This is a genomic window from Roseomonas sp. WA12 (assembly GCF_054165765.1).
Genome location: NZ_CM135108.1, coordinates 3,977,591 through 3,990,664 on the forward strand (window position 1 = coordinate 3,977,591; position 13,074 = coordinate 3,990,664).

At 71.0% G+C, this 13,074-nt stretch carries 9 protein-coding genes; 2 read left to right on the forward strand and 7 right to left on the reverse strand.

The genetic code is table 11. The features are described from left to right. Positions 1 to 92: 92 nt before the first annotated feature. Entirely contained in the window at positions 93 to 1,070 is a 978-nt protein-coding gene (locus ACVBD7_RS18830) for a S1C family serine protease (protein WP_458094776.1), read from the forward strand. A 277-nt stretch (positions 1,071 to 1,347) separates the two neighbouring features. Here ACVBD7_RS18830 and polA read toward each other — a convergent pair whose 3' ends face one another. Both polA and ACVBD7_RS18840 read right to left on the reverse strand, forming a co-directional pair. After that, the gene (gene polA, locus ACVBD7_RS18835) at positions 1,348 to 4,116 is read right to left on the reverse strand and encodes a DNA polymerase I (protein WP_458097724.1); all 2,769 of its coding nucleotides are present in this window, start codon (positions 4,114 to 4,116) and stop codon (positions 1,348 to 1,350) included. Positions 4,117 to 4,354: 238 nt separating this feature from the next. Beyond that, entirely contained in the window at positions 4,355 to 4,576 is a 222-nt protein-coding gene (locus ACVBD7_RS18840) for a zinc-finger domain-containing protein (RefSeq protein WP_458094777.1), read from the reverse strand. A 161-nt stretch (positions 4,577 to 4,737) separates the two neighbouring features. Between ACVBD7_RS18840 and ACVBD7_RS18845 the strand changes: the two genes are divergently transcribed. Continuing rightward, on the forward strand, positions 4,738 to 6,702 hold the full coding sequence (locus tag ACVBD7_RS18845; RefSeq protein WP_458094778.1) for an AI-2E family transporter: 1,965 nt from the start codon (positions 4,738 to 4,740) through the stop codon (positions 6,700 to 6,702). A gap of 97 nt (positions 6,703 to 6,799) precedes the next feature. Here the strand turns inward: ACVBD7_RS18845 and ACVBD7_RS18850 are convergent, their stop codons facing one another. From ACVBD7_RS18850 to ACVBD7_RS18870, 5 genes are all read right to left on the reverse strand, one after another. Further along, complete coding sequence (locus tag ACVBD7_RS18850) at positions 6,800 to 8,887, reverse strand: PAS domain S-box protein (protein WP_458094779.1); 2,088 nt, start codon at positions 8,885 to 8,887, stop codon at positions 6,800 to 6,802. Positions 8,888 to 9,294: 407 nt separating this feature from the next. Next, a complete protein-coding gene (gene dnaQ, locus ACVBD7_RS18855; protein WP_458094780.1) occupies positions 9,295 to 9,996 on the reverse strand; it encodes a DNA polymerase III subunit epsilon in 702 nt (233 codons plus the stop codon). 61 nt (positions 9,997 to 10,057) lie between these two features. Then, positions 10,058 to 11,431, reverse strand: coding sequence for a chromate efflux transporter (gene chrA, locus ACVBD7_RS18860; RefSeq protein ID WP_458094781.1), 1,374 nt, complete (start codon positions 11,429 to 11,431; stop codon positions 10,058 to 10,060). Next, positions 11,428 to 12,042 (reverse strand): dephospho-CoA kinase, encoded by a 615-nt coding sequence (gene coaE, locus ACVBD7_RS18865; protein ID WP_458094782.1) that lies wholly within the window; start codon positions 12,040 to 12,042, stop codon positions 11,428 to 11,430. Before coaE ends, chrA begins: the two co-directional genes overlap by 4 nt. Next, complete coding sequence (locus ACVBD7_RS18870) at positions 12,039 to 12,899, reverse strand: shikimate dehydrogenase (protein WP_458094783.1); 861 nt, start codon at positions 12,897 to 12,899, stop codon at positions 12,039 to 12,041. The genes coaE and ACVBD7_RS18870 overlap by 4 nt, the downstream gene beginning before the upstream one ends. Positions 12,900 to 13,074 lie beyond the last annotated feature (175 nt).

Sequence of the window (13,074 nt, forward strand, 5' to 3'; positions counted from 1 at the left end):
AGCGCCTTTTTTCCTATTACGTCTGCCTCCGGAACCAACTTGCCCCCTAAAACCCTCTTTTCAGCCCGTTAGGTGGGCCTCACACTCGCGTGATGCGCCGTGCCCTTCCCGTCCTGCTCCTTCTCCTTATCACCCCCGCCCTGGCCGCCGAACGCGGCAGCGCCTGGCGCGTGGTGAACCGCACCGGGCAGGAGGTGGTGGCGCTGGTCGCCGCCGAACCAGGCTCCACCCGCGGCCGCAACCGCCTGCGCGAGCCCGTGGCGAACGGCGCGGAAAAGGGCTTTCGCCGCCGCGCCGACCAGCCCTGCCGCCTCGACATCCGCATGCGCCTGGCCGACGGGCGGGAGGCGGTGATGCAGGGCCATGATGTCTGCGCCGCACCCGCCGTCATCGTCGAGGCCTCGGCAGTCGGGGCCGCCGCACCGGAACAGGGCGCCGCGCCACGCGGCTCCTCCGGCACCGGCTTCCTCGTCGCACCCAACCGGGTGATGACGAACCAGCACGTGGTTGACGGCTGCACCCGCATCACCCTGCGCGCCCCCAGCGGCTACCGCTACGAGGCCGTGCCGCCCGTGCAGACCAACCGCGACCTCGATCTCGCTGTCCTCTCGGTCCCCAGCCTCTCCGCCCCTGCCCTGTCCTTCCGCGAGGAGCTGCCCCGGCGCGGCGAGAGCGTGGTCACCTACGGCTTCCCACTCAACGCCGTCCTCTCCTCCGACCCGAAGCTGACGCGCGGCGAGGTGAGCGGCCTCGCGGGCATCCGCGACGACCAGAACCAGATTCAGATCAGCGCGCCCCTGCAACCTGGCAACTCCGGCGGCCCGCTGCTGGACATGCAGGGACGGCTGGTGGGCATCAACACCGCCGTGCTGCGCGGCTCGGGCCGCGTGCCCCCGCAGAACGTGAACTTCGCCGTGCGCGCGGACCGCGCCGTGGCCTTCCTACGCGCGGCCGGCATCACGCCGCGCCTGGCGGGGAATGGCGGCGCGGAGCTGGGCGCGGTGGAGGTGGGGGAGATTGCGGGAAGGTCGGTGTTCCTCATCCGCTGCGAGAAGGGCCCCCAGGGGTGAGGCGTTGCCTCCTCCCTGACCCCCAAGGCGAAAGCTCGCTTTCGCCCGCACCGGGGAGCCAACGGGCTCCCCGGACCCCGCGAAAAGGCTACCGCGGATACGATGCAAGAAGGGCGGCGCCGCAGGCTTAAAAACCATTGGCAGCGCGCGCCGCGATGTCGGGCGCCGAGGGTCATCGACCCTCGGCGAAACCCCTGATCCGCATTCCGCGGCAGCCAATAAGAAAAAGATGAGGGAGGGCCCGGGAGGGAGAATTCCTTCTCCCTCCTAGAGGCGGCTAGTGCGCCTCAGCCCAGGAATGCCCCGTCCCGATCTCCACCGCCAACGGCACGCGCAGCGTCGCGACATTCTCCATCACCGCGCGCACCACCGGCTCCGTCGCGGCCACCTCGCCCTCCGGCACCTCGAACAGCAGTTCGTCATGCACCTGCAGCAGCATCCGCGCCGAAAGCCCGGCATCGCGCAGCGCGGCTGGCACGCGCACCATCGCGCGCTTGATCACCTCGGCCGCGCCGCCCTGGAAAGGCGCGTTGATGGCCGCGCGCTCGGCATTGCCGCGCAGGCCCTGGTTGCGGGATGCGATCTCGGGGATCCACAGCTTGCGGCCGAAGGGCGTGGTCACGTAGCCGTTGGTGCGTGCGTCTTCCTTGAAGCGTTCCATCGCGTCGCGGATGCCCGGGTACTGCGCGAAATACGCGTCGATGATACCGCGCGCCTCGGCGGCACCGATGCCCAGCCGCCCCGCCAGACCGAAGGCGGACATGCCGTAGATGATGCCGAAGTTGATCGTCTTCGCGCGCCTGCGCGCCTCGCGGTCCACCTGATCCAGCGGGATGCGATAGATGTCGGACGCCGTGCGCGCGTGGATGTCCTGGCCCGTGGAAAAGGCCTCCAGCAGAGACGGCACGCCCGCCACATGCGCCAACAGCCGAAGCTCGATCTGCGAGTAGTCGGCGGCCATCAGCAGATGTCCGGGCTCCGCCACGAAGGCGCGGCGGATGCGCACGCCCTCCTCGGTGCGGATGGGGATGTTCTGCAGGTTCGGCTCGGTGGAGGAGAGGCGGCCGGTGCTCGTGATCGCCATCGAGAAGTCGGTGTGCACGCGCCCATCTGCGGCAAGCTGCGCCTGCAGCCCCTCGACATAGGTCGAGTTCAGCTTCGACAGCTGCCGCCAGTCCAGCACCTTGCGCGGCAGCGGATGGCCCGTGCTCGCCGCCAGCTCCTCCAACGTCGCCGCGTCGGTAGAGTAAGCGCCGGATTTGCCCTTCTTGCCGCCCTGAAGCCCCATCTCGCCGAACAGGATGTCGCCGAGCTGCTTGGGCGAGCCCACAGCGAAGGGGCGCCCGGCGATCTCGTGGATCTCCTTCTCCAGCGCCGCCATGCGCTCGGTGAACTCGGCGCCCGTCTGCTTCAGCGCGGGGCCGTCCACCTTCACGCCCGCGACCTCCATGTCGCGCAGCACGGTGATCATCCGGCGCTCCACCTGCTCATACAGGGCCAGCGCCTTCTCCTCCCGCAGCTTCGGCCGCAGCGCCTGCCACAGCCGCAGCGTCACATCCGCATCCTCGGCCGCGTAGCGCGTGGCGTCGCCGAGCGGGATCTGCGCGAAGGGCTTGCGCCCGCGGCCAGTGCCGGTGATTTCGTCATAGGTTATGGGCTGGTGGTTGAGATGTCGGCGCGAGAGCTCGTCCATCCCGTGCCCGTGCCGCCCGGCATCAAGGGAGTAGGAGATCATCATCGTGTCGTCGATCGGCGACACCTCGAACCCGCCATTCACCTCGCGCCCGAGCACCTCAAGATCGTACTTGGCGTTGTGCAGCACCTTCAGCACGGAGGGGTCGGAGAAGAGCGGCCGCAGCACCTCGATCGCGGAGTCGAAGGGCAGCTGCTCCGGCGCGGGGGTGAGCATGTCGGTCCCCTCGTGCCGCAGTGGCAGATAGGCCGCGCGCCCCGGCGCCACCGCCATACAGACACCGACCAGCGAGGCGTTCAGCGCATCCAGGCTGCTCGTCTCGGTATCCAGCGCCATCACCCCCGCCTCGCGCGCGGCCACGACGAACTCGTGCAGCGCGTCGATGGTGGTGATGGTCTGGTACGGCCCGTAAGCCGCGCCCTCCTCGGGCAGGGACAGCGCAACCGGCGTCGGGGCGGGCCCGGCGGGGCGGGATTTCGGCACCTCTCCCGTCGCATCCAGCCCCAGCCGGTGCTGCACGCTGCGGAAGCCGTGCAGCTTGAGGAAGGCGGAAAGCCGGCCCGTCTCCGGCGAGCGCATCGCCAGCTCCTCCATCGGGCAGGGCAGCGGCGTGTTGCGGTCCAGCTCCACCAGGCGGCGGGAGATGCGCGCCTTCTCCGCATTCTCTTCCAGCGCCTGCCGGCGCTTGGGCTGCTTGATCTCGTGCAGCCGCGACAGCAGCGTCTCCACGTCGCCATACAGGTCGATCAGCTGCGCCGCGGTCTTGATGCCAATGCCCGGCACGCCCGGCACGTTGTCGGTGGAATCACCGGCCAGCGCCTGCACTTCCACCACCTTCTCCGGCAGCACGCCGAACTTCTCCATCACCTCGGCGGCGTGGATCGGCTTCTGCTTGAGCGGGTCCAGCATGCGGATGCGGTCATCCACCAGCTGCATCATGTCCTTGTCCGAGGACACGATGGTCACCTGCCCGCCCTCCTTGGCGAAGGCCGTCGCATAGGTCGCGATCAGGTCATCCGCCTCATAGCCGTCCAGCTCCACCCGCGCGACGCAGAAGGCGTCCGTCGCGTCGCGGATGAGCGCGAATTGCGGCCCCAGCTCCGGCGGCGCCTCCGGGCGCTGCGCCTTGTATTCGGGGTAGATCTCGTTGCGGAAGGTGCTCTTAGACGCATCGAACACCACTGCCATGTGGCTGCCCGCATGCTTGCTCAGGAAGTTCGCCAGCATCTGCGTGAAGCCGAACACGGCATTCACGGGCACCCCCGCCGGATTGGTCATCGGCGGCAGCGCGTGGAAGGCGCGGAAAATATAGCCGGACCCATCCACCAGGATCAGGTGGCGGTCGGTGTTCACCTCGTCGAGGACGGGGTCGGAGACCGGGGCCTTGTCGGCGGCTTCGTCGGCGTTCTCGCGGTCCATTGGCCTGATCCCGTCGGCAAGGCCGGAGGGAGGTATCCCCCCGGACCCCCTTCTATTTTTGGGGTTTAGCGTTGGCACGCCAGCAACACCGGCGCGCCAATAAACTCGAAGAAAAAGGAGGGGGCCCGGGATCGCGTCCGAGGCAGTGCCTCGGCCCCCCCGGCCTTCACCTTCAATGGTGGCTGTCGTCCCCGGCACCCGGCTCGAGGTGATAGGTGCGCGAGCAATAGGGGCAGGTGATCTCCTCCCCCTCGATCCGCATCCAGATGCCGGGATGCCCGCCCGCCCCGCCACCGTCGCAGAACACGTGGCGGGAGGTGACCTGGATCACCTCCTCGCCCGTCACGCCGGCAACGCGGTTGGGGGTGTAGCCGGTGAAATCGGGGTCGCGCATCGGGGCCTCGGCAGTGCTGGAGGGGGCTGGGCCGGAAGATAGGGTCGGTGCGGCCATCCGGCCAGCGCCGCCACCTCAGCGCCACGCCTGCCGCCTTTTAACCTTTGTGACCAACAGCAACATCCCGCGTTCCCCCCGCGCCCTCATTCCGTGCGGAGACCATGCCCGACCCGATCGCCCCCCGCCCCAGCCGGAGCACGCTCACCGGCGGAGCACTGTCCGGGTCCAGCCTCTCCGGCGCCGTCCCCGCCGCCGGCGTCCCCACCGGAGGGCCGGGCATCCTTTATGCCGGCATCGCCCTGGTGGGCGTCCTCTACTTCACCCGGGAACTGCTGGTGCCGCTGGCCATGGCGGTGCTGCTGGCCTTCGTGCTGGCCCCCGTGGTCCGCGGCTTCCGCAAGATCCATGTCCCCCGCGTGGCGGCGGAGCTGCTGGGGGTGATCCTCGCCGTCGGCCTCCTCACCGGCGTGGGCGTGCTGGTGGGCCGCCAGCTGGCGGATCTGGCCAACGAGCTGCCGGTCTACCAGTTCACCATCGCCCGCAAGCTGAACGGGCTGTTCGGGGACCACGGGCTGATCGGCCGCGCCTCCGAGCTGCTGCACGACCTTGGCGAGAACCTGTCCCGCCGCGGGGAAAGCCCTTCCGCCGCGAACGCCCCCGCAGGCCTGCCCCCCCTGCCTGTGGAGCTGCGCGAGCCCACCCCCGGCGTGATCACCGTCCTGCAGCGCGTTGTCGGCCCCCTGCTCGGCCCGGTCGCCCATACCGGCATCGTCATCGTCTTCGTCGCCTTCCTCCTGCTGTACCGGGAGGACCTGCGGGACCGGCTGATCAAGCTGATCGGCTCGCGCGACCTGCAGCGCACCACCGCGGCGCTGAACGAGGCCGCCTCGCGCCTCTCACGCTATTTCCTTGCGCAGACGGCGCTGAACACCGGTTTCGGCGTGATCATCGCCCTCGGCCTGTGGATCATCGGCATCCCCAACCCGCTGCTCTGGGGCGTGATCGCCGGGCTGATGCGCTTCGTGCCCTTCATCGGCGGCTTCATCGCGGCCGCCTTCCCGGTGCTGCTGGCCGTCGCCGTCGATCCCGGCTGGACCATGCTGATCTGGGTGGTCGTGCTTTTCGGCGTGATGGAGCCGGTGATGGGCCAGGTCTTCGAACCCCTGGTCTACGGCCACTCCACCGGCCTCTCCCCCGTTGCCATCCTCCTCGCTACCGCCTTCTGGGCCTGGCTCTGGGGCCCGGTCGGCCTGCTGCTGGCCACACCGCTGACCGTCGGGCTCGTGGTGATGGGCCGCCACGTGGACCGGCTGGAATTCCTCGACGTGCTGCTGGGCGACCGCGCGGCGCTGCAACCGCCCGAGGCCTTCTACCAGCGCGCCCTCTCCGGCGATGGCGACGGCTTGGCCGAACAGGCCGAGCTCCAGCTCCGCACCCTGCCGCTGCGCGCCTATTACGACACGGTGGCTCTCCCCGGCCTCCTTCTCGCCCAGGGCGATGCCGCGCGCGGCGCGATCGATCGCACCCGCCTCGGCGTGCTGCGCACCCGCGTGGACGGCCTGCTGGACGACCTCTCCGAGCACGAGGACGCGGAAATCCCCGCCCTCGTCACCGACGGTCCCGTGGAGAACCCCGATCCCAACGTCGCCGAGCCCGTTCCCCTGCCCCCGCTGCCCCCCATCTGGCAGGCCCCGGGCGCCGTGCTCTGCGTCGCCGGGCGAGGCCGGCTGGACGAGCAGGCCACCGCCATGCTGGCCCAGGTCCTGACCCTGCACGGCTTCGGCGCCGCCGCCCTTCCCAATGAGGCACTGCGCGGCGGCCCCACCGAATCCGGCGCCACCGCCCCGGACGCCCTTGCGTCATCACCCAATGGCCCGGGCGTGCGCGCGGTGGTGCTCTCCGCCCTCGATGGCGGCAGCGGCGCCGCCAGCGCCCGCTACACCATGCGCCGCCTGCGCCGCCGCTTCCCCGAGGCCACCCTCGTCGCGGGCCTCTGGGGCGCCGAACGGGACAGCGCGGTAATGGCTGCCCTCCGGGAGGGAGGCGGCGGCGTGTGCGAGGCCCGCTCTCTCCGCGAGGCAGTGGAATGCCTGGCGACGGCGGCAGGGGATACCCAGAAGAGCTGATGCGGGTTCGCGGCAGCCCGATCGCCGGGTCCGGGCGCCCCGCGGGGACCCCGGTGGGGGCGCAGGGGGCTAGCCCTCTGCGGGCCACAAGCGCGCCCTAGGACCCTGTGAGAAGCTGCCCGATCCGGCTGGCCAGCGCGTCGAGCGCGAAGGGCTTGGTTAGCACATGCATCCCAGGCTCCAGGTGCCCGTGCCCGAGCGCCGCGTTCTCGGCATAGCCCGTGACGAACAGCACGCGCAGCCCCGGCCGCATCACCCGCGCCGCATCCGCCACCTGCCGGCCGTTCATCCCGCCGGGCAGCCCCACATCGGTGATCAGCAGGTCGATCCGCGCGTCCGAACGCAGCACCCGCAGCGCGGACGCGCCGTCGCCGGCCTCGATCGCGGTGTAACCGAGGTCTTCCAGCACCTCCGTTACCAGCATCCGCACCACCGGCTCGTCATCCACCACCAGCACCGTCTCGCCGCGCTCCGCCCGCGGCGCGTCGGCCCGTGCGGCTTCCGGCGCATCGGGGGCCTCCGCCCCGTGATGGCGAGGCAGGTACAGGCACATGGTCGTGCCCTGCTCCAGCTCGGAATAGATCCGTACCTGCCCGCCCGACTGCCGCACGAAGCCGTAGATCATGGAGAGCCCGAGCCCGGTACCCTGGCCGATCGGCTTGGTGGTGAAAAAGGGGTCGAAGGCGCGGGCGGCCACCTCGGGCGCCATGCCCGTGCCGGTGTCGCTCACGCAGAGCGACAGGAACTGCCCGGGCGGCAGGTCACGCTCACCGGCTGCGCGCTCGTCCAGCCACTTGTTCGCCGTCTCGATGGTGATGCGCCCGCCCGTGGGCATCGCGTCCCGCGCGTTGATGCACAGGTTCAGCAGCGCGCTCTCGAGCTGGTTCGGATCCACCAGCACCGTCCACGCGCCCGCGGACCCGACCACCTCCACTGCGATCGCCGGCCCCACGGTGCGGCGGATCAACTCCTCCATCCCATGGATCAGCCGGTTCACATCGGTCGGCTTCGGGTCGAGCGTCTGGCGGCGCGCGAAGGCCAGCAGCCGGTGCGTCAGCGCCGCGGCGCGCGAGGCCGCGCCCTGGGCGGCGGTGACGTAGCGCTCCGCCTCCGTCAGCCGACCCTGCCGCAACCGGCTGTGCAGCAGCTCCAGGCTGCCTGTGATGCCGGCGAGCAGGTTGTTGAAGTCATGCGCGATCCCGCCCGTGAGCTGCCCGACCGCCTCCATCTTCTGCGCCTGGCGCAGCGCCTCCTCGGCCTGGTGCAACGCCCTGGCCTGCTCCTTCTCCGCCTGGATGTCGCGCCCGACCGCATGGATGAACCGCTCGTCCGGCACGGCGGTCCAGGACAGCCAGCGGTAATCCCCGCCCTTGCACTGGTAGCGGTTCTCGAAGCGCATCGTGGCGATGCCCTGGCCGAGCTTGCCCACCTCCGCCAGGGTCGCGGCCATGTCGTCGGGATGGATCAGCCGCATGAAATCCGTGCCGATCAACTCCTCCGGGCTCCAGCCCAGCAGCGCAGTCCAGGCCGGGTTGACCGAGACGATCCGCGCCTCGAAATCCGCCACCAGCATGATGTCGGAGGAGAGGCGCCACATCCGGTCCCGCTCGGCCGTGCGCGCGGCGACCCGCGATTCCAGCTCGGCGTTCAACCCGGCGAGCGCCTCGGCGGCCACGCGCAGCTCGCCCTCGGCCCGCACCTTGCCCGTGGTCTCGACCACGATGGCGATCACCCCCACGGGCCGTCCGTCCTCGCCCAGGATCGGCGAGTAGTCGAGGTTCATCCAGACCTGCTCCGGCCGCCCGCTCCGGTGCAGCGTCAGCTCCTGGTCCTGATAGGCCAGCGTGTTCCCGGCCAGCCCCACCCGCATGACGTTGTCGTTGAAGTCGGCGACCTCGGGCCAGCCCTCGCGCACCTTCGAGCCGAGCAGCCGCGGATGCCGGCCGCCCGCGAAGCCGGAATAGGCATCATTGTAGATCATGACGCCGTCCTCCCCCCACAGGGTGACGATCGGCACGGGCGAGCGGAGGATCAGCGCCACCGTGGAGCGCAGCACGGCGGACCAGCCCTCGATCGGCCCCAGCGGCGTGGCCGACCAGTCATGGGCCGCGATCAACACGCCCAGCGCGCCGCCGCCGGCGAGGAAGGGATGCCCCGGCCCTTCCGCCGCGTCCTGTGGCTCCATACACCTCTGCTCCCGGCCGGCTCCCCCCAGGGGGTGCATGGCCGCTCTCTCGTATTGCTGGTCGGGAACAGGCCCTTCGCGCCCGGCAGCAAATGGGGCTGGTAGCCGATTATGCCACTGGGAACGTGGCCTGGGGACCCGGCCCGGGTTCAACAGGTCGCGCTGATGGTCCCCAGGGAGGCTTTGCCTCCCTGGAACCCTCCACCGGGGAGCCTGAGGCTCCCCGGACCCCACCATCTGTTTCTAGAGCTTCCGTCGAGGGTCGATGAGCCTCGGCGCCGGCCGTGTCAGCCCTTGCGGCTGGGAAAAATGGCCCGCAGCACCGCCACCCATCATCAGGCGCACCGAAAAACCCGACGCGGGGCTGGGGAGGCAAAGTCTCCCCGGGGCCACAAGCGCCGTCCGGATCAGCCCGGTACGCCCTCCATCGTCGCCCAGACCGGATCCTTCAACGTCGCCACGAAGGCCGCATGCCGCTCCAGCTCCTCCGGCGAGGGAGTGATCGGCCGCGGCACCCGCGGCGCCACCGGCCCGGTCTCGGCCCGTCCGCCCCCGCGCACCCCGCCGATGGTCGTCGCCAGCGCCAGCCCGGGCTGCTTGCCGCCCATCAGCTCCAGATAGACCTGGCCGAGGAGCTGCACGTCCAGCAGCGCGTTGTGGGTGGTGCGGGCGGAGAGGTCGATGCCGAAGCGCCGGCACAGCGCGTCCAGGCTGTTCGGCAGGCCGGGGAAGCGCTTCTTCGCCATCTCGAGCGTATCGATCATCCGTGTGCGCGAGATGCGCGGCGCCTTGCAGCGGTCGAACTCGTGGTCGAGGAAGTTGAAGTCGAAGGGCGCGTTGTGGGCGATCACGGGATCGTCGCCCAGGAACTCCAGCAGTTCCGGCAGGATGGCGGGAAACAGCGGCTTGTCCGCCAGCATGGAGGCGGTGAAGCCGTGCACCTTGCTGGCCTCGGGCGGCACGTCGCGCTCGGGGTTGATGAGGCGGTGGAAATGCCGGCCGGTGGGCATGAGGTTCACCACCTCGATCGCCGCCACCTCCAGCACGCGGTCGCCGGTGGCGGGGTCGAGGCCGGTGGTCTCGGTGTCGAGGATAAGGGCGCGCGTCATGGTGCCCTCAAGATAGGCGATCCGGGGCGGCGGGTCACCGCCGGCCGGTCACCACACACCTTCACCACATCCCCGGCACCAGCCGCGCGACGAGCCCCAGCGCCGCCGTCACCGCCAGCGTCCACAGCAGCCCGATCCGGAACAGGAACAGGCAGGCCGCCGCGATGGCCGCCAGGAGCAGCGCGAGCGGGTCCAGGCTCGCCGGCACCGGCAGGTCCAGCGCCAGCGGCCCCGCCGAGGCCCGCCAGGTCTCCGCGAACAGCACGCGCATCCCGAACCACAGCGCCAGATTGGCGATCACCCCCACCACGGCCGCCGTCACCGCCGCCAGCGCCGAGGTCAGCACGCGATGCGCGTGCAGCCGCTCCACATAGGGCGCGCCGAGGAAGATGAAGGCGAAGCAGGGCGCGAAGATCACCCACACCGTCAGCACCGAGGCCAGTACCCCGCCCAGCAGCCCGCCGCCCTGGCCATAGCCGGCCAGAAAGCCCACGAATTGCAGCACCAGGATCAGCGGCCCCGGCGTCGTCTCCGCGAGGCCGAGCCCGACGAGCATCTGCTCCGGCGTCAGCCAGCCGTAACCCTGCACAGCCTGCTGCGCGACATAGGCGAGCACCGCATAGGCCCCGCCCACTGTCACGACTGCCATCTTCGAGAAGAACAGGGCGATGTCCGCGAACACCCCGCGCTCGAGCAGCAGCAGCGCCACCACGGGCAGCAGCCACAGGCCCACCGCGACCCAGCCCGCCCGCCAGGCCTTCGCGGCCTGCCGCGCCGGCCGCCCCGGATCCGCCGCCAGCACGGCATCCAGAAGTGCGGGCGGCCCCTCCTGCACCGAACCATGCGCGCCAACACGGAAAGCGCTCGGTAGCGCCGCGCCGATCAACGCAGCCACAAGCACCACGACGGGAAACGGGATCGCGAACGCCTGCAGCGCGACCAGCGCCCCCGCCGCCACCGCCCAGGCCGCCGGCGTCCGCAACGCGCGCCGGGCGACGCGCAGCAATGCCTCCAGCACCAGCACCAGCACCGCGCATTGCAGCCCGAAGAACAGCGCGGCAACGAGAGGCACCGTGCCCAGCGTGGCATACAGAATGGACAGGGCGAGCATTACCGCCATGCCCGGCAGCACGAACAGCACCCCCGCCGCGACCCCGCCGCGCACCCCGTGCAGCAGCCAGCCGAGATAGGTGGCCAGCTGCTGCGCCTCCGGCCCCGGCAGCAGCGTGCAGAAGTTCAGCGCGTGCAGGAAGCGCGCATCGGAAACCCAGCGGCGCTCATCCACCACTTCCCGGTGCAGCAGCGCGATCTGCCCCGCCGGCCCGCCAAAGGAGAGCAGCCCGATCCGCAGCCACACGCGGAACGCCTCCGCGAAGGAGGGCAGCGCAGGCGCGCCCGTGGGCAGCGCGGGCACACCGGGCGTGGTCTCGCTCATCCGCAATCCCTCTCGATGCCGGAAGCCGCCACCAGCCGCCGCACCGCCCGCTGCGCGTGGTGCCGCGACAGCCCGGTCTGCACGATGTGATCCGCCCGCCGCCGCCGTAGCGCATCCGGCACCTGCCGCGCGAGGATGGCGCGCAGCCGCTCCTCCGTCATGCCCCGCCGCTGCAGCACCCGGGCGCGCTGGATGGCGGGCGGCGCGGTCACCACCACCACAGCATCCACCCGCCGCTCGCCCCCCGTCTCGAACAGCAGCGGCACATCCAGCACCGCCAGCCGCGCGCCCCGGCGGCGCGCGGCGGCCAGGAACCGTCGCTCCTCCCGCCGCACCAGCGGATGCACGATCGCCTCCAGCCGCTTCAGTGCCGCGTCATGGCCCAGCACGGCGCGGCGCAGCGCCTCGCGGTCCACCGCCCGCCCGCGCGGCGTCTCGCGTACAGTGCCGGGAAAGGCGGCCTCGATCGGGCGCACGGCGGCGCCTCCCGGCCCCTGCAACCGGTGCACGGCGGCATCCGCGTCGAAGACCGGCACGCGCAACCGGCGGAAGGTGCTGGACGCGGTGGACTTGCCCATCCCGATGCCGCCGGTGAGGCCCCAGACCTTCACGAGGGAATATCCGCCGCGACCAGCGCCCGCAGCTCCGCATCCACCGCCGGCATCGCCCCGAACCAGGCCTGGAACCCCCGCCGCCCCTGGTGCAGCAGCATCCCCAGCCCGTCCACGCCCACCAGCCCACGCGCCCGCGCCGCCACCAGCAGCGGCGTCTCCAGCGGCACGTAGACGATATCCGCCACCACCGCATGGCCGGGCAGCGGCGCCAGGTCGATGTCGAGTGCCGGCTGCCCGCGCATCCCCTGGCTCGTCGTGTTCACCAGCAGCGCCGCGGCCTCCAGCGGCGGCGCCTCGGCCACCGCCACACGACCCCCATGCGCCGAAAGCTCCTCGGCCAGCGCCTCCGCCCGCGCCGGGCTGCGATTTACCAGCGTCAGCCTCGGGCAGCCCGCGGAGAGAAGCGCATGCGCCACCGCTCGCGCCCCGCCCCCGGCACCCAGGATCACCGCCGGCCCGGATGCCACGGAGAAGCCCGGCGCCTGCTCGGCCAGGCTTTCCAGAAACCCCCAGCCATCTGTATTCCAGCCCTCGATCTGTCCGTCCGGATGGAAGACCAGCGTGTTCACCGCCCCGATCCGCCGCGCCTCCTCCTCCACCAGATCGCAGGCTGCCAGCGCCGCCTCCTTGTGCGGGATGGTCACGTTGGCGCCACGGAAACCGAGATCGGCCAGCGCCCGCACCGCGCCCGCGAAGCGCTCCGGCCGCACGGGCAGTGGCACATAGGCCCCATCGATCCCGTGCCGGGCTAGCCAGGTCCCGTGCAGCAGCGGCGAGCGCGAATGCGACACCGGCCAGCCCAGCAGCCCCGCGAGCTGCGTCTTGCCGGTGAGGGTGCGGGGAAGGGGCTGCATGGAAGTAAGGCATAGCCCAGCCCGGGCGGATGCGGGATGTCCCGGGGAGAGGAAGAAGGAATTCTTCCTCTCCCCGTCCCCCTCACCATCATCTTCTTCTAGCGGTGGAGATCACCCGGCGGGCGGTGCGCCTCGGGTGCATGACCCGAGGTGACGGACAGGGCAGGATCAGGGG

Coding starts and splice junctions, on each gene's coding strand:
- ACVBD7_RS18830 (WP_458094776.1), top strand. CDS start 93: ATGCGCCGTGCCCTTCCCGTCCTGCTCCTTCTCCTTATCACCCCCGCC.
- ACVBD7_RS18840 (WP_458094777.1), bottom strand. CDS start 4,576: ATGCGCGACCCCGATTTCACCGGCTACACCCCCAACCGCGTTGCCGGC.
- ACVBD7_RS18845 (WP_458094778.1), top strand. CDS start 4,738: ATGCCCGACCCGATCGCCCCCCGCCCCAGCCGGAGCACGCTCACCGGC.
- ACVBD7_RS18850 (WP_458094779.1), bottom strand. CDS start 8,887: ATGGAGCCACAGGACGCGGCGGAAGGGCCGGGGCATCCCTTCCTCGCC.
- dnaQ (WP_458094780.1), bottom strand. CDS start 9,996: ATGACGCGCGCCCTTATCCTCGACACCGAGACCACCGGCCTCGACCCC.
- chrA (WP_458094781.1), bottom strand. CDS start 11,431: ATGAGCGAGACCACGCCCGGTGTGCCCGCGCTGCCCACGGGCGCGCCT.
- ACVBD7_RS18870 (WP_458094783.1), bottom strand. CDS start 12,899: ATGCAGCCCCTTCCCCGCACCCTCACCGGCAAGACGCAGCTCGCGGGG.